Consider the following 20,966-nt stretch of genomic DNA (forward strand, 5'->3'; position numbering starts at 1 on the left):
ATGACGGATCAGCCCACGCAAACCGGACGGATCATCATCTCGGTTGACGCTATGGGCGGAGATTCGGGCCCTGCCGTTGTTGTGGCGGGCATTGCCAAGTCTGCGGACAAGAACCCGAAGATCGGGTTCATCCTGCACGGCCAGGAACAGGAATTGCGCAAGCTGGTTGCCAAACGACGTGTCCTTGATGGGCGCGTCGTTTTTCGTGATTGCCCTGACGTCGTCACGATGGAGGACAAGCCCAGCCAGGTTGTCCGTAGCGGCAAGAACACATCGATGTGGTCGGCGCTGGAAGCGGTGCGCGCAGGCGAAGCGCATGGCGCGGTGTCCTGCGGCAACACTGGCGCATTGATGGCAATGTCGATGCTGCGGCTGCGCAAGCTGCCCGGCGTGAACCGCCCTGCTATTGCGATACTGTGGCCGTCACGTAACCCGCATGGCTTTAACGTGATGCTGGACGTGGGCGCGGATGTGCGTGCCGATGCCAAGGATTTGCTGCAATACGCTCTGATGGGTGCTTCATACGCGCGCAACGGTATGGCGCTCAGCCGCCCCCGTATCGGTCTGCTGAACGTCGGAACTGAAGAGCACAAAGGCCGCGCCGAATTGAAAGAGGCGCACGCCATGATCTCGGACTTTGCCGATCAGGCGAATTTTGAGTTTGTGGGCTTTGTCGAAGGTAGTGATATCCCTGGCGATAAGGCTGACGTGATCGTCACAGACGGTTTCACCGGCAACGTTGCGATCAAAACCGGCGAAGGCACTGCGAACCTGATCGGTGATCTGCTGCGCGAGGCATTCAAATACTCGCCCCTGTCCCGCTTGGCATCGATTCTGGCGATCACATCGCTAAACCGCCTCAAAAAGCGGATCGATCCGCGTCGCGTAAACGGCGGCGTGTTCCTCGGGCTGAACGGAACCGTTGTGAAATCCCACGGCGGAGCAGACGCGACAGGCGTTTCGGCTGCGGTCAAACTTGCTTTCACTTTGGCAGAATCCGGCTTTGCCGAAAAATTGGCGGCACGGGTTGCATCAACTGCCGCACTTGCACAAGATGCGGCCCATTCCGTGTCTCAATCGGAATAATAACAAAAAAGGCAGTACCCCAGCATGGCAGGCCGCTCAGTTGTTGTAGGTGTCGGACATTATTTGCCGGAGCGCGTTGTACCAAACGCCGAATTCGAAAAAACGCTGGATACGACGGACGAATGGATTCGCACCCGGTCCGGTATCGAGCGGCGGCATTTCGCAGCCGAGGACGAAACCACATCCGATCTGGCCACCAAAGCGGCCGAGGCTGCGCTGGCCGATGCCGGACTGACGGCAGATGATATCGACGCGATTGTGCTGGCAACCTCGACGGCGGATCTGACTTTTCCATCGGCTGCGACTATGGTGCAGGCGCGGTTGGGTATGACCAAAGGCTTTGCGTTTGATGTGCAGGCCGTCTGCGCCGGGTTCGTCTTTGCACTTTGCAATGCCAACGCTCTTATCCTGTCTGGACAAGCGAAGCGCGTGCTGGTGATCGGAGCCGAGACATTTTCGCGAATCATGGACTGGACCGACCGGTCCACCTGTGTGCTGTTCGGCGATGGCGCAGGCGCACTTGTGCTGGAATTACAGGATGGGCAAGGCACTTCTGATGATCGCGGCATTCTTTCCACCGACCTGAACTCGGACGGGCGATACAAAGACCTGCTTTATGTTGATGGCGGGGTTTCGACCCAATCAACCGGCCACTTGCGGATGCAGGGCAATCAGGTCTTCCGCCATGCCGTCGAGAAGCTGGCCAAAACCGCCGAAGTGGCGCTGGAGCGAGCAGGCCTGACAAGTGACGATGTCGACTGGATTGTGCCACACCAGGCCAATATCCGCATTATTCAAGGCACTGCCAAGAAGATGGGCCTGCCGATGGAAAATGTCGTTGTCACCGTGCAGGATCATGGAAACACCTCCGCTGCGTCGATTCCCTTGGCCTTGTCGGTGGGCAAGAAGAACGGCCAGATCAAAACCGGTGATCTGATTGTAACTGAAGCGATCGGCGGCGGTCTGGCATGGGGTGCGGTTGCCCTACGCTGGTGATGGGCGCAATCCAGCTTACGAAGCCGCCTGCAATTCATTGATATTGACAGTGAATTTCGCATCGCCATATGCTCGCTCATCAACAGGGGAAAAAGTATGGGCGATAAAACACTGACCCGAATGGATCTGAGCGAGGCCGTCTTTCGTGAGGTCGGCCTGTCACGCAATGAAAGTGCGCAGCTTGTCGAAAGCGTTCTGAACCACATGTCCGACGCGTTGGTGCGTGGCGAGCAGGTCAAGATTTCGTCTTTCGGTACATTCAGCGTTCGGGACAAAACCGCCCGCATCGGACGTAATCCCAAGACCGGAGAAGAGGTTCCGATCCAGCCGCGCCGCGTGCTGACCTTCCGCCCGTCGCACCTGATGAAGGATCGCGTCGCTGCAGGGAACCGCAAGTAAGTTCAGGACAGTTTGGTTATGAGTAAGTCCCCCGACGCCTTTCGCACCATTAGTGAAGTTGCGGACTGGCTAGGAGTTCAGGCTCATGTTCTGCGCTTTTGGGAAAGCAAGTTTACGCAGGTAAAGCCGGTAAAGCGTGCCGGTGGGCGGCGATATTACCGCCCGAATGATATGCGATTACTGGGTGGCATCAAGAAACTGCTGCACGAGGATGGCACCACCATCAAAGGTGTACAGAGAATCCTGCGGGAACAAGGCGTTGCACACGTTGCTTCACTTTCACCGAGCCTGGATGACAGCCCGCCCGTTTCGCCCTCGAATGACACAGTTGTTCCGTTTACCGCAGCATCCTCGGCGCAGCCTGCGAACCAGATTAACATGGATCTCGGCGAACCCGGCCAAGCTCCGGCACCAATAAAGCCCGACATTAGCGACCAACCCAAGCCGCAACCTGATGCAATGGACGCCGCTCCGCTTATGGGCGGAATAGCATCATTGGCATGGAACCGGGCAGAGTATGACGACAAGCTTCTGCACCAAATTGCACCGATTGCGAAAGACCTGCGCCGTTGGCTGGATCGCGTTGAAAACCGGGCGGCGGGATAGCAAAAAAGGCGATGATTTCCTCTTGCCCCTGCCGGGAAAGTCTTTATGAACACCTCAACGTCGGGCTATGGCGCAGCCTGGTAGCGCGTCCGTCTGGGGGACGGAAGGTCGCAGGTTCGAGTCCTGCTAGCCCGACCAAATCACACCGACGTTTATGGCACATAGGCCAGATCCCGCTCTGGCAGCAGAGGGGATCGAAATGACAGGTGTTTGCCCAAATCAGCAGCTTGAGGTGATGATCGCGCGTGGTGAGATTACTGCAAGCCCGGACATCATCCCTGCGCAGGTGCAGCCCGCCAGCCTCGATCTACGTTTAGGAACAGTAGCTTACCGGGTACGTGCCTCATTTCTGGCAGGCGAAGGACGGTCTGTTGCAGATCGTCTTGCCGAGTTTGAAATGCACCGCATCGACATCACCGAAGGCGCGGTTCTGGAAAAAGGCTGCGTCTATCTGGTGCCGCTTATGGAATCGCTCGCCCTGCCCGATGACGTCAGTGCGGTGGCCAATGCCAAAAGCTCGACCGGGCGGCTCGACCTGCTGACACGCACCATTACCGATGGCGGAACCGAGTTTGATCGGGTGCCCGCAGGCTACACAGGTCCGCTTTATGCCGAGATCTGCCCGCGCTCTTTCTCGGTTCTGGTGCGCCCCGGCATGCGGCTGAATCAGATCCGTTTCCGCAAGGGTCAGGCTGTGCTGAGCGACGCCGAACTGACCGCGTTGCATAGTCAGACGCCCTTGGTCGATGGGCCAGCCGTCATTCAGGACGGCCTGGGGTTCTCGGTCGATCTGCAGCTGCCCGATACTGATCTGGTCGGCTATCGCGCCAAACCCCATACCGGGGTGATCGATCTGGACCGGATCGGCGAATACGACCCGCAGGAGTACTGGGAAGAGGTGCGCACCAAAGACGGACGCATCATCCTTGACCCCGGCGCGTTCTACATTCTCGTCAGCCGCGAAGCAGTGCATATCCCACCGATGTATGCCGCCGAGATGGCCCCCTATCTGGCCATGGTTGGCGAGTTCCGGGTGCATTACGCCGGTTTCTTCGACCCGGGCTTTGGTCATGCCGAAGCGGGCGGCGCAGGATCGCGCGGCGTGTTGGAAGTGCGCTGCCACGAGGCGCCCTTTGTGTTGGAGCACGGACAGGTCGTCGGGCGTTTGGTATTTGAGAAAATGGCTGAGATGCCGACGCAGCTGTATGGCGCGGGCATTGCCTCAAACTATCAGGGGCAAGGCCTCAAGCTGTCTAAGCATTTTAAGGCCGTAAGCTAACAATCAAAATTTCATGAAGCGGCGCATCTGCCGAGTTACCTGTTTCATCTGCTTGGCGCTCTGCTTCTGGCGCCCAGCCGCATCGCGCATTTGACGATTCGCTTCGGGATCATTTTGGGTCTCTGACGGACCCGGTTTGCGACCGGCCCGGCTCGCCATATCAATACCCTTGTCGACCCCGCGGTTCACAAGGCGGCACATAACCTGACGCACGATCATATCAATGATCCGATTGGCATTCATTGGTTCAACTCCGTTTCCTGCGCACTACAATAGGCATGTTCTGTGCCAACAAAAGAGGTGTTTGATCACTCTTCCTCGAACAGCTCGGTCTGATCTTCGTCTTCATCCTGATCCTGCCCTTCGCCCAACGGCACTGTGCCTGGAGGCGGCCGGTTTTCCAACAGCCCCGCCGCGCGCAGTTCTTTCAGACCCGGAAGGTCACGGGCGTTTTCCAGACCGAAATGATCCAGAAACTCGGGTGTTACCACAAATGTAACTGGACGGCCCGGCGTCATGCGGCGGCGACCCAGCCGAATCCACTCCATCTCCAGAAGCTGATCGATGGTGCCACGCGAGACGGAAACGCCGCGGATTTCTTCAATCTCAGCTCTTGTGCAGGGTTGGTGATATGCAACAATCGCCAACGTTTCGATGGCCGCCCGGCTCAGCTTGCGCGTCTCAACCGTTTCTTTCTGCATCAGGAAACCCAGGTCGGGTGCGGTACGGATCGCCCAAGCCTCACCAACGCGCACCACGCGCACGCCGCGCCCTTCGTATCGTTTCTGCAGCGATTCAACTGCTTGTGCAGCATTGCTGCCATGGGGCATTCGAGCCTCGAGATCACCAATCGTCACTGGCTCGGCGCTGGCAAACAGCACGGCCTCTACCATACGTTCCTGCTCGGCCAATGGCGGCGCTTCAAAAAGAGTGCCGGTCTCTTCTGGGGCGTCAGTCACGTGTTTCGGTCCTCTTACGCAAATGGATCGGTGCAAATGTCTCGCTTTGCTTCATCTCCATATGTCCTTCTTTCACCAGCTCCAGCGAGGCCGCAAAGGTCGCAGCCGTGGCCGAGCGGCGGCGCACCGGATCAGCATCCCAGCCTTCGGGCAGATAGGTCTCCATATCCGTCCAGGCACCGGCAAAACCAATCAGCGGGCGCATCCGTTCCAGCGCCTGCTCCATCGTGAAGACGGCATCGCGGTCCATCACAAAGGGTCGGAATTCGTCTCGGGTGCGGATGCGCGCATAGCCCTGCATAAGGTCTAGCAGCGTGGCAGAATAGGTCACGGTGCGGATACGGGTGACATCCTCGCCCTGCCCGCGTTTGAAGAAGTCACGACCCAGCTGATCGCGTGCCATCAGACGCGCGGCTGCATCGCGCATGGCCTGCAAGCGTTCCAACTGGAATGCGAGGTGTGCGGCCAGTTCTTCACCCGAGGGGCCTTCGTCATCCGGGTCGGGCGGTAGCAACAGGCGGGATTTCAGAAAAGCCAGCCATGCCGCCATCACCAGATAATCCGCCGCCAGCTCAATCCGCAGCTGCCGCGCCTTTTCGACAAAGGTCAGATACTGCTGCGCCAGCGCCAGAACCGAGATTTTGCGCAGATCCACCTTTTGCGTGCGTGACAGGGTCAGCAGCACGTCCAATGGCCCTTCAAACCCATCGACGTCAACAATCAGCGCTTCGGCCGCAAGCCGATCCGCGACCGAGACCGGGTCTTCGCTGAAAAGGTTATCCTGCATATACCTGCCCGCCCATTAGGGCAGATAGTTCCGCTTCGGCGGCTTGGATGTCAAGTTCCCGTGGCGACTGGCGTCGGGCCAACGCCCGATCTGCGCGGACCTGTGCCGCATCGGTCATTTCTCCAGCGGCTTCGAGCACCTGCGCGCGTTCTTCAAACGCTCCGTTGCAGTGCAAGGCCACATCGCATCCAGCGTCCAGCGCCTGGCGGGCCAGGTCAGCGGGCGTGCCGTTGAGCGCTTTCATCGTGATATCGTCAGTCATAATCAGACCATCGAACCCAATGTGTTCCCTGATCAATGTCATCATTCCGGCAGAAATGGTCGCAGGTCTGGGATCAATCTGGTCATAGACCAAATGCGCCGTCATTCCCATAGGCAGGTCGTTGAGCACTCGGAACGGGGCAAAATCTGCGTCTACCAGTCCATCCAGTGATAGATCCACATGAGGCAGGTCGTGATGACTGTCGAGCGTTGACAAGCCATGACCCGGCATGTGCTTCACAACCGGCAGTACTCCTCCGTCCAAATGCCCATTAGCGACGGCACGGCCAATCGCAGAAACTTGTTCGGGATCAGATCCATAGCAGCGGTTCTTCAGAAACGCGTGTGTGTTGTCGCGAGCCAAGTCAACCATTGGTGCGCAGTTGCTGTCGATGCCCAGCTCCAGCAATTCATGCGCGATCAGGCGATAGCGCAGATACATCGCACGCTCGGCTTGATCTCCGGCACGCGCGACATGATCCAGCGGCGGCATCCATTCACGGGCTAAAGGTCCGCGCAGGCGCTGCACGCGGCCGCCTTCCTGATCCACGGTGATCAGACAATTTCGGCCAACGGCCTCGCGGAAGTCCTCGCATAAGGCGCGGGTCTGGTTGGCGGTTTCAATGTTGCGGGCAAACAGAATGAACCCGAATGGGTTCATTTCTTTGAACAGTGCTTTCTCATCCGGCGTCAGGCGCAGCCCTTCGGCATCGGTTATAACCGCGCCAAATCTCACCGGACGGCGACCGGGATACAGTCTGCACCCTGCGCGACCAAGGCGGCACAAAACTGACGCGAGTCGCTCAGATCATCAAACCCCATGACCCGCAAGCGATAAAAAGTGCGGCCCCCGCTCGAGGTTTTCTGGATAACGCGCTGTTTTCCATCCATATACTCACTGAACCGACCGTTCAAACGCGCCCATTCCGCTTGCGCCACATCGGCGCTTTCGTAGGCCCCAAGCTGAGCCAGACGCGTACCTTTGGCCAGCGTATCCGGGTCTACATCCAGACCAGCGGCAGCCTTTACGGCCGCGTTTATTGCAGCCTCGGTTGCACTGCTGGACGAGATTGTGCTGGGAGTTGCACGAGCTGGGCGCACATGCGGACGTAGCGAACGGCGCACTCCGGGCAGTGCTGCAATCTTCGGGTCAGGCTGTTGCGCGGCATAGTCCGCCGGATCAATCGCGGGCTCTTCCTCGGGGGTAACCAGCGAGGCCAGCTGCACACCCTGCTCTTGCTCCTGCGCGGGCGCAGGTGCGGCGAGCCCTTGGGCCAAAGCCTGCATGACTGCCTGATCCGTGGCGGGCTCTTCAACCACATGTACGGCATTCGTCGCCTCAAGCATCGCCATCGGTGTATCTTCATCCGTCAGCGACACAGGGCGTGGTGCCAGAATGAGCCGATCTGCCGGAGGTGCAGCGGTTCCAACTGCGGCGACCGCATTCACCGCCAGCCCCTGGTGATCCGCAGGCGTACCGCCGGGGTTTTCGGGTTGCACCCGCATCGGCCCGTCGGCGGCGCGCACAACCGGCACACCGCTAACGTCGCGCATGATCAACTGGTAGCCCCAGACGCCAACACCCGCGACCAGCGCCAGGGACGCAACCGCGCCAAGCACGTTCACAATTCGACCAAGCCCAGCCCCTGCGCGCGGCGCATCGTCATAACCATAGCTTTCATCAGGATAGTCATACGCATCTGCAGAGTGCGTTTGATTCGAGTAGTGCATCTGCTCGGAGCTGTTCTGCCCCGAGTAATCGTAACGTGCCATATCCGCCTCACCGCCCGTTTCGCGCCTTAAAAAGATGGCGCGCGGGTCATTTCTTGCCTACCTCGTACCGGCGGTTCGGGCGATATTGTTTACCGCATCTCCTGCGCCGGGGTAACGCCAAGAATACCCAAGCCCGCTGAAATCACAACAGAAACAGCGCGTGCCAATGCGATTTTCGATTGGCTTGTGGCAACATCGCCATCCTGGATAAAGCGCAGCTGAGTTTCGTCATTGCCTTTGTTCCACAGCGCATGAAAATCCCCTGCCAATTCATAGAGATAGAATGCGACCCGGTGTGGCTCGTTGGTGCGCGCAGCGATTTCCACCAGCCGTGGCCACTCCGCTAGCTTCTTGGCAACAGTCAGCTCAGAGGCGTGATCAATCTTGCCCAGATCGGCCCCTTTAAGGGTCGCATCATCGGCCGCGATCCCGGCTTCGGCCGCGCGGCGCAGTACACTCATGACGCGGGCATGGGCGTATTGCACGTAGAACACCGGGTTCTCGCGGCTTTGTTCCAGCACCTTGTCGAAATCGAAATCCAGCGGCGCGTCGTTCTTGCGAGTCAGCATCACGAAACGGGTCACATCCGGCCCGACCTGATCGACCACATCGCGCAGGGTGACAAAGTTCCCTGCCCGTTTGGACATCTTGAACGGCTCGCCATTCTTCCAAAGCTTCACCAGTTGCGTCAGCTTGATATCCAGCGGCACCTTGCCATCGGACAGAGCCGACACTGCCGCCTTCATCCGTTTGACATAGCCGCCGTGGTCCGCACCGAACACATCGATCAGTGCGTCAAACCCGCGGCTCACCTTGTCGTAATGATAGGCGATATCCGGGGCAAAATAGGTCCAGCTGCCGTCCGACTTCTTGACTGGGCGATCCACGTCATCCCCGTGTTCGGTCGACTTGAACAAGGTCTGTTCGCGCGGCTCCCAATCCTCGGGCTTCTTGCCCTTGGGCGGCTCAAGCACACCTTCATAGATCAAGCCCTTGTCGGTCAAAGACTGCAGCGCTGCCTCGATCCGACCCGTGCCGTAGAGCGACTTCTCTGAGAAGAACACGTCCATCTCGACGCCCAGCGCCTTCAGGTCGGCGCGGATCAGGTCCATCATCGCGTCGGTGGCAAAGTTGCGCAGCTCTTCCAGCCATTCGCTTTCCGGCTTGTCGATCAGGCTATCACCATATTTCTCTTTCAGCGCCTCGCCAATCGGGATCAGGTAGTCGCCAGGGTATAGACCTTCGGCAATTTCAGGGCTTAGACCATTCGCCTCGCGATACCGCTCATAGGCCGAGCGCGCAAGCACATCCACCTGCGCGCCGCCATCGTTGATGTAGTATTCGCGTGTCACATCATGGCCCGAATAGTCCAGCAGGCTTGCCAGCGCATCACCGAACACAGCCCCCCGCGTGTGGCCCACATGCAGCGGGCCGGTCGGGTTGGCCGAGACATACTCCACGTTGACCTTCTGACCATGCCCCATGGTCGAACGGCCATAATCGGTGCCCTTTTCCAGCACCGCAGCCAACACCCCCTGCCAGACCGAAGGCGCAAGCCGCAGGTTTAGAAAGCCCGGACCCGCCACCTCGGCGCTGGTGATCCGGTCGTCTGCAGACAGCTTGCCTGCCAGCACATCCGCAATGTCCCGCGGCTTCATCTTCGCCGGTTTCGCCAGTACCATCGCCGCATTGGTCGCCATGTCGCCATGCGCTGCATCGCGCGGAGGCTCAACCGCCACGTTGTCAAAGCTCAATCCCTCTGGCAGCGCGCCTTCGGACTGCATCTGTGCCAGCGCGTCCAGTACAAGGCCGCGGATCTCGGAAAACAGGTTCATTTCGGATGTCCTTTTACTTGTCGCGGGGTTTAACACGCATCGCGGCAAGGTCAATGGACGCCCTTAGTTTGTACTTGGCATAACGCACAGGCCGGGTAGTTTCGGGCCTGACGCCACACACGCCCCGGAGATCCCCATGTACCGCGCTCTGCCCTTAGTCCTGCTTCTATCCGCCGCCATACCCGCATGGGCCGAACTATCGACGCCCGAGGGTCACGTCATTCTGACACTGGGTGGCGCCGTCGATGAAATCAACCTGCCCGCACGAACAGAAAATGACGGTGGCCTGTTCGGTTACCTCGAAGTCACGCACGCAGGAGCGGCCGGGTTCGACGCAACCATGCTGGAGGGATTGGAGCAGATCGAGATCACTATCCCCTATGGCCCGCCAGAGAGCCAGCGCGACTATATTTTTTCAGGCCCACTGCTGTCCGAAATAATGAAGTTGGCCGGAGCAGAGGGTAAATCCGCCCTGCCCATGGCAATGGACGGCTATCAGGCGGAAATCCCTTGGCAGAGCATCAAAACACATCAACCGATTGTAGCCACCCATGCGGACGGCGTGCCCATGGGAATCGGCGGCTATGGCCCCACAATGATCGTCTTCCCTCCAACCGATGATGCAGAATTGGCTCAGATGCAGGCCAGCCAACAAGTCTGGGCCATTGCTTATATCGCGATTGAATGATCTCCGGTCAGGCGGGCATGGTCCTGCAGCGCAAACCTGTCCGTCATACCCGCGATGTAATCCGAGACGATCCGCGCCAACGCCGTTTCGTCAGCCGCCGCCTCGATATCGCCGTGCCAGTGCCCAGGCATCTGCTTCGGGTCGGCAAGATAAATCGGAAAGAGCTCTTCGACGACCTTGCTGACCTTGGTTCGCACTTGCATCACGCTTGGTGCGCGATACATACGCGAAAACAGAAACGCCCGGATTTGTTTGAGCTGAGCCCATAACCCATCTGAGAACTGAATGACCGGATAGCCCAGGATCCGAATATCCTCGACCGATTGCGCCCCTGAAGAAGCGATCAACGCGCGTGACGTGTCAATAACATCCGAGACCATCACGCCAAAAACCCGCCGCAGCGCTTCATGGCGACGCCGGTATGGGTCCAGACCCGGATATCTGCGATCGACTTTTGCAAAACAGGCATCGATGATGGGTAGTTGCTGAATGTCGTCATCGCTGAACAGACCAGCGCGCAACCCATCAAACAGATCGTGATTGTTATAGGCTATGTCATCAGAAAGCGCGGCCACCTGCGCCTCGGCGCTCGCGTGTGTGTTGAGTTCGAGGTCAAAGCCCTGATTGCACTCGGCCAGCGCCCATGGCAATTCGCCTACGACGGGACCGTTGTGCTTGGCGATGCCCTCCAGACATTCCCAGGTCAGATTGCAGCCGTCGAACTCGGCATAGTGACGCTCAAGTTTGGTTACGATCCGAATGGCCTGTGCGTTGTGGTCAAAACCGCCATAGGGCTTCATCAACGCGTGCAGTGCATCCTCTCCCGTATGACCAAAAGGCGTGTGCCCAAGATCATGCGCCAGAGCGACCGCTTCGGTCAGCTCCGGGTTCAATCCCAAAGCGCCAGCAATCGTCCGCGCCACCTGCGCAACTTCGATTGAGTGGGTCAAACGGGTACGATAGCTGTCACCTTCGTGCTCAACAAAGACCTGTGTCTTGTGCTTGAGCCTCCGAAAGGCACTGGCATGAATGATCCTGTCGCGGTCACGCTGAAAGCATGAACGAAAGCTGCTCTCTTCTTCCGGCACCAATCGCCCCCGCGCGCGGCTCGGATCCGAGGCAAAACCCGCTCTGTCCAATGGTGTTGTCCTTGTCGCCTGTCTTCAGGTTTCATATATTGTACGATGCTAAGGAAATAAACCTTTGGAGACCGGCATGAATCTGCCCCCAATAGTTACAGAACGCGCCTTTGATCGCTTGGCTGAGATTGGCGCCGCAGATCAGGGCCAGGCCCTGCGCGTCGCAGTAGAGGGCGGTGGATGTTCAGGATTTCAATACGAAATTGCGCTGGATAAGCCTAAGGAAGACGATTTAGTTTTAGAGGGCAAAGGCCAGAAGGTTATCGTCGACTCGATCTCTCTGCCATTTCTGGAAAATGCGGTGATCGATTTCACACAGGAACTGATCGGTGCGCGCTTTGTTATCGAGAACCCCAATGCCACGTCTTCCTGCGGATGCGGTACATCTTTCTCAATGTAGCCAAAGTAGGGGCTTTGCCCCCACACCCCCAAGGTATTTCTAGCCAGATGAAGAGGGATCCGCTCTCTGACTGTCAAGGTCAGAGAGCTTCACCTGGCACGGTCATCGGCGCCTCCGCCTGTACCGCATTATCATTTTTTACAAGTTTGGTTAAGAACCCGTTTCTTCATCTGGCCCAAAATACCTCGGAGCGCGAGGCAGAGTCTCGCTGGCCCGTTCTGTTCCTTGCCGTCAGGTGCAATCTGCGCGATAGGTTGCGGATGGCACCGGAGGATCGCGCATGAAAATCGCCACGTTCAACATCAACGGGATAAAAGCTCGGGCCGAGGCGCTACCGCGTTGGCTGGATGAGGCGCAGCCGGATGTCGTTTTGCTGCAGGAAATCAAATCGATTGATGAGAATTTCCCAAGCGAGATATTCGAAGAACGCGGATACAACGTGGAAACACACGGGCAAAAGAGTTTCAACGGCGTCGCAATCCTTTCGAAACTGCCGTTGGAGGATGTCTCCCGAGGCCTTCCCGGTGATGACGACGATGAACAGGCCCGTTGGATCGAAGCGACTGTCATCGGTAAAAAAGCTCTTCGCATCTGTGGGCTGTATCTGCCTAACGGCAATCCGGTGCCGGGGCCGAAATATGACTACAAGCTTGCGTGGATGGAGCGTCTCTATGAACGCGCGCGTGATTTGCTGGCCACTGAAGAGCCCGCGCTGATGGCCGGGGACTACAATATCATTCCGCAAGCCGAGGACGCAAAACGACCCGACGCCTGGCGCGAGGACGCTCTTTTTCGGCCCGAAAGTCGCGCTGCATTTCGAAAAATCTTGAACTTGGGCTTTACTGAAGCCTTCCGCGCTCGCACGCATGGTCCGGGTCATTATTCGTTCTGGGACTATCAGGCCGGTGCGTGGAACAGAAACGACGGGATTCGGATCGATCACTTCCTTCTGACTCCGCAGGCAGCAGATCTGATGCGCGATTGTCGGATCGACTTCGAGATTCGTGGGCACGAAAAACCTTCGGACCATGTGCCGGTTTGGGTCGATCTCGATCTCTGATGGCTTACGCCGTCGCGTCGTAGCTGTAGATCCATTCATAGCGCCGCGCCAAGCGTGGACCGATAGCCATCAAGGCGGCCTGAGCCGCCATCCTCATGGGTCCGCGAAGGTGGAAATTGCGCGCATTGGCTCCGGCGGCGGCAACCACTTGCCGTGCGCGAGGGCGACGGCACGTCTCGTACGTAGCAAGGGCTTTTTGTATGCCAGACTGCTCATCAAAAGACCGAACCAATACCCAAGCGTCTTCCAGCGCAAGACAAGCCCCTTGAGCCATAAACGGCAACGTCGGATGGGCTGCATCCCCCAACAGCGCAACACGTCCGTTCTGCCAGCGATCCGCGACGGGCCGGAGGAACAATGCCCAAACATTTGGTTCCTGAACCTGCTCAAGAATGTCCCCAACTAGTCCGCCAAAACTAGAAAACCGCGCTCGCAAATCCTCAGGGTCGCCGCGCCGGTGCCAGCCTTCTTCCCGCCAATCAGATCGCTCTTCAATCGCAACGACATTCATCAGAGTATGGTCGCGAAGAGGATACGTTACGACATGCCGTCCTGGTCCCATGGTTAGCACGGCACACGGCTTTCGGTCGCGCCGTGCCCAGGGGATCGTTGCACGCCAAGCAACCTGATGTGTGAACTTGGGTGCCTCGGGTCCATTCAATCCCGCACGGATTTTGCTTCGTCCGCCATCAGCAGCAATTGCACAATCAGCGCTTAATCTGGTGCCATCCTTCAGAACAATCTCAGCTTCAGAAGGATGCTTGAAAACCCGTGCAACCCTTGCACCCAATCGAAACTCGATACCTTCGCGAAGGGCAGCCTTGTGCAGTAGACCCAGCAAATCGGCACGATGATAGTAGTAGGTTGGACCTGAGACCGGAGCCGGTATCTCACTGACAGATCGCCCAGCCCGAAAATCGCGGAGTAACGTCCCGTAGGACTTTAAACCAGCCTCAGGCGGTTCGCCCACGACGTTTAAGGCCCGCAGCACTACCATTCCGTTTTCGCTGATTTGCAATCCAGCGCCAACCTCGGTCAATTCGGGAGCCTGCTCAATAACCGTGACCTTGGCCCCACGTTGCCGCAACGCCAGTGCCGCCGCCATACCGCCAATGCCGCCGCCAATAACGCAGAAATTCAGACCGTTAATGTTCATGGCTCTGCCATAACGCAAAAACGCCGGGGCGACAGGCCCCGGCGTTGATGTTTTATCTAGATTATCCAGCGATCAATCGTCGCGGTGGACCTTTTCACGGCGTTCGTGGCGCTCTTGCGCTTCCAAGGTCATCGTCGCGATTGGACGTGCATCCAGACGCTTCAACGAGATCGGATCACCGGTTTTCTCGCAATACCCGTATTCACCCTCGTCAATCCGACGCAAGGCCGAATCGATCTTGGCAACTAGCTTACGCTGACGGTCTCGCGTGCGCAGTTCCAGCGCGCGGTCGGTTTCTTCGCTTGCGCGATCGGCGACATCAGGAATGTTACGGGTGTTGTCCTGCAACCCTTCGATCGTATCGCGGCTGCCTGCGAGTAGTTCTGTCTTCCAATCCATCAGCTTGCGGCGAAAATACTCAAGCTGTCGATCATTCATGAAAGGCTCATCTTCAGCCGGTCGATAATCGTCCGGCAGAAAAACTTCCTGCTTCATATTTGCTCCCTCGGTATGGCCTGAAACGTCGGTTGCTGTTGTATTAGCTGACATTCGGCACCCCCTTCTGCGGAGCGTGTATCCGACGGCGCTGAGATTGTCACTACACAAACGTGTCGCTCGTCGCCGCGTCACTCCGCCTGCTCTAACAACGAGACTTGTAACAACAAAACCTTGTTTTTCTGTGGTTATCACATGGCGTTTTTCGGGCACCGATAGACGTCAGGCTAGTCTGATGCAGGCGAATCGCCCGAGAGGGATTGAACTCACGGTAGAAATCATCTCAGCGCGACGCAGCGGCCCGGCTTGTAAAAATACCTGCCCCTCTGTAACCCGTGGAAAGCAAAAACCGCCCAAACACCAAATGAGGGGTCCCATGACCGCACGTTTCCAAGGCACCGCAGAATATGTTGCCACCGACGATTTGACCATTGCTGTGAATGCTGCCGTCACCCTGGAACGCCCTTTGCTGGTCAAGGGTGAACCCGGTACCGGCAAGACTGAGCTGGCGAAACAGGTTGCGGGTGCTTTGGGGCTGACGATGATCGAGTGGAACGTGAAATCCACAACCCGTGCACAACAGGGCCTCTATGAATACGACGCCGTCAGCCGTCTGCGTGACAGCCAGCTTGGCGATGAACGGGTGCATGAGGTGTCGAACTACATCCGCAAGGGCAAGCTGTGGCAGGCTTTTGACGCCGATGAAAAGGTGGTTCTGCTGATCGATGAGATCGACAAGGCCGACATCGAATTTCCCAACGATCTGCTTCAGGAACTCGATAAGATGGAGTTCCACGTCTACGAGACCGGCGAGACGATCAGGGCCAAGAACCGCCCAATCGTGATCATCACCTCAAATAACGAAAAGGAACTGCCCGATGCGTTCCTGCGCCGGTGTTTCTTTCACTATATTCGCTTCCCGGATGAGGCCACGATGCGCCGGATCGTCGAGGTGCATCACCCCGGCATCAAAGACGCTCTGCTGACCACTGCACTAACCCGGTTCTACGAAATCCGCGAGACACAGGGGTTGAAGAAAAAACCCTCGACTTCGGAGGTGCTGGACTGGCTGAAGTTGCTCTTAGCTGAGGATTTAAGTGCCGAGGATCTGAAGCGCGACGGCGTTAACGCGCTGCCAAAACTGCATGGTGCGCTTCTAAAAAATGAGCAGGACGTACATCTGTTTGAACGGCTGGCCTTTATGGCGCGCAGCAAGCGGTGATCACGGCTTGTCATCGGTACGCTCGGATGTCAGCATTGCGTTAACGAAAAACCCCGCGACAATCGGGCCTCCAGAGCAGGAAACATGACAATGCCGACCACCCCCACAATCCGCCCTTTGCGACCAGAGGATCGGGATCAATGGGCGGAGATGTGGCGTGACTACCTTGCATTTTACGAAACCGAGGTGCCGGATACGACTTACAAAAGCACCTTTGCAAGGCTCTTAGGTGATGATCCGAATGACTTTTCCTGTTTTGTCGCCGATCTGGATGGGCAGCTGCTCGGGCTGACTCACTACCTTTTTCATCGCCACGCCTGGAAAGAGGAAAGTGTCTGCTATCTGCAGGATCTCTATGCCCGCCCCGAAGCGCGTGGAACCGGTGCTGGACGCGCCTTGATTCAAGCCGTCTACGACGAAGCGGACAGGCAGAAAGCCCCCTCAGTCTATTGGCTGACACAGGAAAACAACCAAACCGCGCGCAAACTCTATGACCGCATCGGCAAGTTGTCGCCGTTCCTGAAGTATCAGCGACCATGAGGCTTTTGGGCGCAACCCTCCTTCTGGCGGCGCTTTCCGCCTGCACCACGGTCGACCGTATTGAGACGCCGACCCGTACCCAGGTGATCGAAGCATCGCTGCCGCCGACTAAATCCTTCGGCGCGGCCCGTCCCAGCCCGCCTGCCCGTTCAAACAAGAATATCGCCGCCGATTTCCTCTCGCTGCATTTCGCGCTTGAAAGCGGCGCGGAACTTCCGGTCTTTACTCGGTTCGACGAGCCGATCACGGTGCGCCTGACTGGGACACCCCCTCCAACGATGCAGACCGACCTGAGCCGGCTACTGACACGGCTGCAACGGGAGGCGAAGATCGACATCCGACAGATTCCAGAGGGTCAGGCGAATATCACCATCGAGGCTGTAGGCCAGAAACAGATCCGCCGCATCCTACCGCAGGCTGCGTGTTTCGTCGTTCCAAACTCTTCAAGCCTGGAAGAATACCGCCGCGACCGGCGGAAGAAGAAAAGCAACTGGACCGAACTTCGCAGCCGCGAGAGGATTGGAATTTTCATCCCCTATGATGCCAGCCCTCAGGAAATTCGCGATTGCCTGCATGAAGAGTTGGCTCAGGCCCTTGGGCCGCTGAACGATCTCTACCGCCTGCCGGATTCTGTGTTCAACGACGATAACTTCCACACGGTTCTGACCGGGTTCGACATGTTGATCCTGCGAACGGCCTACTCGCCCGAGTTGCAGAACGGTATGACAAGCGAACAGGTCGCGGCGGTTTTGCCCGGTGTCCTAAGCCGCCTGAACCCGCGCGGGGATCGCGTTGCACCGCAACCGGTAACCGAGACACCCCGCGCCTGGATAAACGCAGTACAGCGCGCATTGGGGGCTGGCGCGGGCACCGCCAAGCGGGTCAATGCCGCGAAAGAAGCGGCACAGATCGGGCAACAACAAGGCTGGACGGACCACCGCCGCGCCTACCCGCATTACCTGCTGGGGCGCATGGGGCAGTTCGACGACCCCGAAGCCGCGCAGAGGCAATATGACATCGCGAAGAAGTACCTGCGCTCCACACCCGGAACAGAGGTCCAGCGCGCCCATATCACAGCCCAGACTGCGGCATTTGCCTTGGCGCAGGGTCAAGGAGCGCAGGCGCTGCCCGAATTGAACAATGCGATTGATGTCATGACGCGATCCGAAAACGCCGCGCTGCTTGCGACTTTGTTGCTGCTGAAATCCGAAGCTTTGCGCCAGTCTGGGCAAATTGATCAGGCACGCAGCGTTCGGCTGGACAGTATCGGGTGGGCGCGCTACGGCTTCGGCTCGGAATTGGTGGCACGCTCGGTATCGCAAGACATTGCGCAAGCGGCCGCCGCAGGTACGGGTGGATAACGGCATATGGTAGTGGTTTTGGGCATGGCACTTTTGGGGGCTTTGCTGGGCATTCGAACTGCGCGGAAACGCAATGGCAGCAGTGCAGATATGGCCCAGTATGCTGCCGGATACGGGATCGCTTTTGCGCTAATCGGACTGGTGATCTCGCTGGTTCTGGTGCGATTGGTTTAAAGATATGTTCCTGCCCTTTTTCGAGAACCTTCGAAACGCCGGTATTCCCGTTTCCTTACGCGAATACCTGACTTTTCTGGAGGGAATGAAAAAGGGCCTCGCAACCTACGATGTCGAAGCTTTCTACTACCTCGCCCGCGTGTCGATGGTGAAGGACGAACGCAATATCGACAAGTTCGACCGCGCCTTTGCCGCAAGTTTCGAAGGCCTGGACGCAATCAGTTTTGAGCAGGTGCTCGAGGCCGTCGATATTCCCGCCGAATGGCTTGCAAAGATGGCAGAAAAACATCTGAGCGCCGAAGAAAAGGCCGAGATCGAGGCGCTGGGTGGTTTTGACAAGCTGATGGAGACACTGCGCGAACGCCTGAAAGATCAGCAAGGCCGACATCAAGGCGGCAACAAATGGATCGGGACAGCAGGTACCTCGCCATTCGGGGCCTATGGCTACAATCCCGAAGGCGTGCGCATCGGCCAGAAAGAAAGCCGCCATCAACGCGCGGTTAAAGTCTGGGACAAGCGTGAATTCAAGAACATGGATGACACGGTTGAACTCGGCACCCGCAACATCAAGGTCGCCCTGAAACGCCTGCGCCGCTGGGCGCGTGAGGGTGCTGCGGAAGAGCTGGATCTGGATGGCACAATCCGTGCCACCGCCGAGCATGGCTATCTGGATGTCAAAACACGTCCTGAACGGCACAACGCCGTCAAAGTGCTTTTGTTTCTCGATGTGGGTGGTTCAATGGACCCGCATATCAAGGTGGTCGAAGAGCTGTTCTCGGCCGCGCGGACCGAGTTCAAGCATCTGGAATACTACTACTTCCACAATTGCCTCTATGAAGGTGTCTGGCGTGACAACCGCCGCCGCTGGGACCAGCAGACGCCAACGCACGAAGTGCTGCGCACATACGGGCCGGACTACAAATGCATCTTCGTTGGCGACGCTTCGATGAGCCCCTATGAGATCGCCTACCCCGGCGGCGCAAATGAACATTGGAACCAGGAGGCCGGTCAGGTCTGGCTGCAGCGCGCGCGCGAACAGTGGACATCGAACCTATGGATCAACCCGGTGCCCGAGAAGTATTGGGAATACACCCATTCGATCAGTATGATCCGCGAGATTTTTGAAGATCGCATGGTGCCGATGACTTTGGCGGGTCTGGAACAGGGTATGCGGGAGCTGACACGTTAGGGCCGTTGGAATTCTGATTGGTCGAAAGCGGGAAACAATCAGGCTGAAATCTAATGAATCACGCTCCAAAATGAGCACTCCGGAAACAATCTAAGCTAAGTTCCCCGCCTCTCTCAAATCCATGATATACCGAGCAGGGTTTGAGGCTGGGGGGCTGAGATGACCAATTCCAAATTCCGCAATATTCTGACGTCTGTTTTGACGGTTACTTCGCTGGTTCTTACATCGGGAGCTGTTGCTACCATTATGCTGGGTCCCGATGCGGCTTATGCCAAGAACGACAAGAGCAATGGTAACGGGAGGGGACCAGGCCGCAGTGGCGGAAAAGGAAAATCCGGCAAAGGCAATGACAGCACCAAGGGCGGCAAAGGAAAATCCGGTAATGGCCATGGGGCCAAAAGCACGGATAAAGATGCAGATGGTGCCAAGTTCAATACTCGACGCTCAGGCAAAGCTTTTAGATTCAATAAAAATCAGAATGCAAAATCCCAACGGTCGGCCAAGAACAAGAATAAGGGACAGAACAGCAAGGTACGGGAAAATACACTGGCGGGCTTTGGACGAGAGTTCAAACGCGATGTTGAGCAGCTTTTCGGAAAACGCACGCGATCGAAATCCAATACAAGTGCCAACCCGGTAAAGAAAAGTTACCGTCAAGCTTCCGTAGCTCCGCTCGAGCATTCCCCGCGCCCTGTTGCCCGTACGGATTATTATTCCAAGCGCCATGTCGACAAAAAACCCGGCACGCGTCGTTACCGCGATCCGCTAGTCGCGGCGATCACCGATCCCGATGGCTCGGACAAGCTGCGTAACCTGAATGCGTCCAAGGCGGCAGCGCCGGCGTTCCGCAATGCCTCAGCCAACAGCAATGTGGGCAAGATCGCGACCTATCAGGCTGCGGCGGAAACCTATTACGACCTGCGCGATGACCTCTATGAGGCGCGCCGTGAACTGCGTGACCTGAACGAGAGCTATGATGGCCGCAGCAGCGAAGACATCGCTGATGACATCGCCGCGCTTGATCCTGCAGACCCGAATTACGAAGACGATCTCAGTGCGCTTGAGGATGAACTGCGTGATGCAGAAACCTATGAAGAGGCGCGCGACGATCTGCGCGCGGATGTGAGGGATCTGAGATACGAAACCCGCGACGCGTTGCAAGATGCGGAGGCTGCCTTTTATGACGCTTCGAAAGGGCGGACATTGACCAAGGCGACGCTGGGCGAGTTCCATGGTTATCTCGACCTGCCACAGCCAGGTTACCGGTACAAGGACTGGGCAACGATCCAGCCGGTGCCTTACGATCCTGATGACTACAGCTATTCGGATGATAAGACGTTCTATGATGAAACCGACTATCGACTGCGCTACGACAAGCCATATTCCGATCGGAAGAAGGACCGCTACCGCTATTACCGCGATCCGCTTGTCGCGGCGATCACCGATCCCTATGGCTCGGATAAGCTGCGCAACCTGAATGCGTCCAAGGCGGCAGCGCCGGCGTTCCGCAATGCCTCAGCCAACAGCAATGTGGGCAAGATCGCGACCTATCAGGCTGCGG

General features: G+C 57.6%; 23 protein-coding genes and 1 tRNA gene. 15 read left to right on the forward strand and 9 right to left on the reverse strand.

All coding sequences use genetic code 11. The annotated features are described in order from the left end of the window. The 6 genes from plsX to ACR0MQ_RS04075 all read left to right on the forward strand — a co-directional run bounded on the left by plsX (position 1) and on the right by ACR0MQ_RS04075 (position 4,366). A complete protein-coding gene (gene plsX / locus ACR0MQ_RS04050) occupies positions 1-1,086 on the forward strand; it encodes a phosphate acyltransferase PlsX (RefSeq protein ID WP_010440567.1) in 1,086 nt (361 codons plus the stop codon). Positions 1,087-1,110: 24 nt separating this feature from the next. Continuing rightward, positions 1,111-2,082, forward strand: coding sequence for a beta-ketoacyl-ACP synthase III (locus ACR0MQ_RS04055; protein ID WP_170470817.1), 972 nt, complete (start codon positions 1,111-1,113; stop codon positions 2,080-2,082). A gap of 96 nt (positions 2,083-2,178) precedes the next feature. Further along, positions 2,179-2,481: an integration host factor subunit alpha gene (gene ihfA, locus ACR0MQ_RS04060; protein ID WP_008755922.1), complete on the forward strand. Its 303-nt coding sequence runs from the start codon at positions 2,179-2,181 to the stop codon at positions 2,479-2,481. An 18-nt stretch (positions 2,482-2,499) separates the two neighbouring features. Then, a complete protein-coding gene (locus tag ACR0MQ_RS04065) occupies positions 2,500-3,087 on the forward strand; it encodes a MerR family transcriptional regulator (RefSeq protein WP_170773846.1) in 588 nt (195 codons plus the stop codon). Positions 3,088-3,148: 61 nt separating this feature from the next. Further along, positions 3,149-3,225, forward strand: a tRNA-Pro gene (locus ACR0MQ_RS04070). Positions 3,226-3,286: 61 nt separating this feature from the next. Next, positions 3,287-4,366 carry a 2'-deoxycytidine 5'-triphosphate deaminase gene (locus ACR0MQ_RS04075; protein ID WP_480606108.1) on the forward strand — a complete coding sequence of 360 codons (1,080 nt, stop codon included), beginning with the start codon at positions 3,287-3,289 and terminating at the stop codon, positions 4,364-4,366. Between the two features lie 3 nt (positions 4,367-4,369). Here the strand turns inward: ACR0MQ_RS04075 and ACR0MQ_RS04080 are convergent, their stop codons facing one another. The 6 genes from ACR0MQ_RS04080 to argS all read right to left on the reverse strand — a co-directional run bounded on the left by ACR0MQ_RS04080 (position 4,370) and on the right by argS (position 9,981). After that, a complete protein-coding gene (locus ACR0MQ_RS04080) occupies positions 4,370-4,609 on the reverse strand; it encodes a hypothetical protein (RefSeq protein WP_480606110.1) in 240 nt (79 codons plus the stop codon). 65 nt (positions 4,610-4,674) lie between these two features. Beyond that, a complete protein-coding gene (gene scpB / locus ACR0MQ_RS04085; RefSeq protein WP_010440580.1) occupies positions 4,675-5,325 on the reverse strand; it encodes an SMC-Scp complex subunit ScpB in 651 nt (216 codons plus the stop codon). After that, on the reverse strand, positions 5,318-6,112 hold the full coding sequence (locus ACR0MQ_RS04090) for a segregation and condensation protein A (protein ID WP_010440582.1): 795 nt from the start codon (positions 6,110-6,112) through the stop codon (positions 5,318-5,320). The genes scpB and ACR0MQ_RS04090 overlap by 8 nt, the downstream gene beginning before the upstream one ends. After that, entirely contained in the window at positions 6,102-7,109 is a 1,008-nt protein-coding gene (gene nagZ / locus ACR0MQ_RS04095) for a beta-N-acetylhexosaminidase (protein ID WP_480606114.1), read from the reverse strand. Before nagZ ends, ACR0MQ_RS04090 begins: the two co-directional genes overlap by 11 nt. Beyond that, positions 7,106-8,146 carry an SPOR domain-containing protein gene (locus ACR0MQ_RS04100; RefSeq protein ID WP_480606117.1) on the reverse strand — a complete coding sequence of 347 codons (1,041 nt, stop codon included), beginning with the start codon at positions 8,144-8,146 and terminating at the stop codon, positions 7,106-7,108. Before ACR0MQ_RS04100 ends, nagZ begins: the two co-directional genes overlap by 4 nt. Before the next feature lie 89 nt (positions 8,147-8,235). Continuing rightward, positions 8,236-9,981: an arginine--tRNA ligase gene (gene argS, locus ACR0MQ_RS04105; protein ID WP_170773836.1), complete on the reverse strand. Its 1,746-nt coding sequence runs from the start codon at positions 9,979-9,981 to the stop codon at positions 8,236-8,238. 136 nt (positions 9,982-10,117) lie between these two features. Here argS and ACR0MQ_RS04110 point away from each other — a divergent pair, with 136 nt between their 5' ends. Continuing rightward, on the forward strand, positions 10,118-10,669 hold the full coding sequence (locus tag ACR0MQ_RS04110) for a molybdopterin-binding protein (RefSeq protein WP_170773834.1): 552 nt from the start codon (positions 10,118-10,120) through the stop codon (positions 10,667-10,669). On the opposite strand, the gene ACR0MQ_RS04115 is transcribed toward ACR0MQ_RS04110, so the two are convergent. Further along, complete coding sequence (locus ACR0MQ_RS04115; RefSeq protein ID WP_480606120.1) at positions 10,651-11,808, reverse strand: deoxyguanosinetriphosphate triphosphohydrolase; 1,158 nt, start codon at positions 11,806-11,808, stop codon at positions 10,651-10,653. The genes ACR0MQ_RS04110 and ACR0MQ_RS04115 overlap by 19 nt on opposite strands. Positions 11,809-11,884: 76 nt before the next feature. On the opposite strand from ACR0MQ_RS04115, the gene ACR0MQ_RS04120 reads away from it, so the two are divergent. Continuing rightward, complete coding sequence (locus ACR0MQ_RS04120; RefSeq protein ID WP_480455093.1) at positions 11,885-12,208, forward strand: HesB/IscA family protein; 324 nt, start codon at positions 11,885-11,887, stop codon at positions 12,206-12,208. Between the two features lie 280 nt (positions 12,209-12,488). Next, a complete protein-coding gene (xth, locus tag ACR0MQ_RS04125; RefSeq protein ID WP_010440595.1) occupies positions 12,489-13,268 on the forward strand; it encodes an exodeoxyribonuclease III in 780 nt (259 codons plus the stop codon). A 4-nt stretch (positions 13,269-13,272) separates the two neighbouring features. On the opposite strand, the gene ACR0MQ_RS04130 is transcribed toward xth, so the two are convergent. Further along, on the reverse strand, positions 13,273-14,424 hold the full coding sequence (locus tag ACR0MQ_RS04130) for an FAD-dependent oxidoreductase (RefSeq protein ID WP_010440597.1): 1,152 nt from the start codon (positions 14,422-14,424) through the stop codon (positions 13,273-13,275). Positions 14,425-14,496: 72 nt separating this feature from the next. After that, entirely contained in the window at positions 14,497-14,919 is a 423-nt protein-coding gene (dksA, locus tag ACR0MQ_RS04135) for an RNA polymerase-binding protein DksA (protein ID WP_010440598.1), read from the reverse strand. A 376-nt stretch (positions 14,920-15,295) separates the two neighbouring features. Here dksA and ACR0MQ_RS04140 point away from each other — a divergent pair, with 376 nt between their 5' ends. The 6 genes from ACR0MQ_RS04140 to ACR0MQ_RS04165 all read left to right on the forward strand — a co-directional run. Next, the gene (locus ACR0MQ_RS04140; RefSeq protein WP_480606125.1) at positions 15,296-16,141 is read left to right on the forward strand and encodes an AAA family ATPase; all 846 of its coding nucleotides are present in this window, start codon (positions 15,296-15,298) and stop codon (positions 16,139-16,141) included. Positions 16,142-16,231: 90 nt separating this feature from the next. Continuing rightward, on the forward strand, positions 16,232-16,681 hold the full coding sequence (locus ACR0MQ_RS04145) for an N-acetyltransferase family protein (protein WP_480606127.1): 450 nt from the start codon (positions 16,232-16,234) through the stop codon (positions 16,679-16,681). Next, positions 16,678-18,042, forward strand: a complete 1,365-nt coding sequence (locus tag ACR0MQ_RS04150; protein ID WP_170773823.1) for a DUF2927 domain-containing protein — start codon at positions 16,678-16,680, stop codon at positions 18,040-18,042. The genes ACR0MQ_RS04145 and ACR0MQ_RS04150 overlap by 4 nt, the downstream gene beginning before the upstream one ends. Positions 18,043-18,048: 6 nt before the next feature. After that, the gene (locus ACR0MQ_RS04155; protein WP_480606129.1) at positions 18,049-18,216 is read left to right on the forward strand and encodes a hypothetical protein; all 168 of its coding nucleotides are present in this window, start codon (positions 18,049-18,051) and stop codon (positions 18,214-18,216) included. A 4-nt stretch (positions 18,217-18,220) separates the two neighbouring features. Further along, the gene (locus ACR0MQ_RS04160) at positions 18,221-19,405 is read left to right on the forward strand and encodes a vWA domain-containing protein (RefSeq protein WP_170773821.1); all 1,185 of its coding nucleotides are present in this window, start codon (positions 18,221-18,223) and stop codon (positions 19,403-19,405) included. A 159-nt stretch (positions 19,406-19,564) separates the two neighbouring features. Beyond that, a partial coding sequence (locus ACR0MQ_RS04165; protein WP_480606132.1) for a hypothetical protein occupies positions 19,565-20,966 on the forward strand: 1,402 nt, incomplete at its 3' end.

The organism is Ruegeria sp. AN6 (genome assembly GCF_056540425.1).

Excerpts from the sequence above, each read along its gene's own strand:
- plsX (WP_010440567.1), top strand. The coding sequence starts at position 1 with ATGACGGATCAGCCCACGCAAACCGGACGGATCATCATCTCGGTTGAC.
- ACR0MQ_RS04055 (WP_170470817.1), top strand. The coding sequence starts at position 1,111 with ATGGCAGGCCGCTCAGTTGTTGTAGGTGTCGGACATTATTTGCCGGAG.
- ihfA (WP_008755922.1), top strand. The coding sequence starts at position 2,179 with ATGGGCGATAAAACACTGACCCGAATGGATCTGAGCGAGGCCGTCTTT.
- ACR0MQ_RS04065 (WP_170773846.1), top strand. The coding sequence starts at position 2,500 with ATGAGTAAGTCCCCCGACGCCTTTCGCACCATTAGTGAAGTTGCGGAC.
- ACR0MQ_RS04075 (WP_480606108.1), top strand. The coding sequence starts at position 3,287 with ATGACAGGTGTTTGCCCAAATCAGCAGCTTGAGGTGATGATCGCGCGT.
- ACR0MQ_RS04080 (WP_480606110.1), bottom strand. The coding sequence starts at position 4,609 with ATGAATGCCAATCGGATCATTGATATGATCGTGCGTCAGGTTATGTGC.
- ACR0MQ_RS04090 (WP_010440582.1), bottom strand. The coding sequence starts at position 6,112 with ATGCAGGATAACCTTTTCAGCGAAGACCCGGTCTCGGTCGCGGATCGG.
- ACR0MQ_RS04100 (WP_480606117.1), bottom strand. The coding sequence starts at position 8,146 with ATGGCACGTTACGATTACTCGGGGCAGAACAGCTCCGAGCAGATGCAC.
- argS (WP_170773836.1), bottom strand. The coding sequence starts at position 9,981 with ATGAACCTGTTTTCCGAGATCCGCGGCCTTGTACTGGACGCGCTGGCA.
- ACR0MQ_RS04110 (WP_170773834.1), top strand. The coding sequence starts at position 10,118 with ATGTACCGCGCTCTGCCCTTAGTCCTGCTTCTATCCGCCGCCATACCC.
- ACR0MQ_RS04120 (WP_480455093.1), top strand. The coding sequence starts at position 11,885 with ATGAATCTGCCCCCAATAGTTACAGAACGCGCCTTTGATCGCTTGGCT.
- xth (WP_010440595.1), top strand. The coding sequence starts at position 12,489 with ATGAAAATCGCCACGTTCAACATCAACGGGATAAAAGCTCGGGCCGAG.
- ACR0MQ_RS04130 (WP_010440597.1), bottom strand. The coding sequence starts at position 14,424 with ATGAACATTAACGGTCTGAATTTCTGCGTTATTGGCGGCGGCATTGGC.
- dksA (WP_010440598.1), bottom strand. The coding sequence starts at position 14,919 with ATGAAGCAGGAAGTTTTTCTGCCGGACGATTATCGACCGGCTGAAGAT.
- ACR0MQ_RS04140 (WP_480606125.1), top strand. The coding sequence starts at position 15,296 with ATGACCGCACGTTTCCAAGGCACCGCAGAATATGTTGCCACCGACGAT.
- ACR0MQ_RS04145 (WP_480606127.1), top strand. The coding sequence starts at position 16,232 with ATGCCGACCACCCCCACAATCCGCCCTTTGCGACCAGAGGATCGGGAT.
- ACR0MQ_RS04150 (WP_170773823.1), top strand. The coding sequence starts at position 16,678 with ATGAGGCTTTTGGGCGCAACCCTCCTTCTGGCGGCGCTTTCCGCCTGC.
- ACR0MQ_RS04155 (WP_480606129.1), top strand. The coding sequence starts at position 18,049 with ATGGTAGTGGTTTTGGGCATGGCACTTTTGGGGGCTTTGCTGGGCATT.
- ACR0MQ_RS04160 (WP_170773821.1), top strand. The coding sequence starts at position 18,221 with ATGTTCCTGCCCTTTTTCGAGAACCTTCGAAACGCCGGTATTCCCGTT.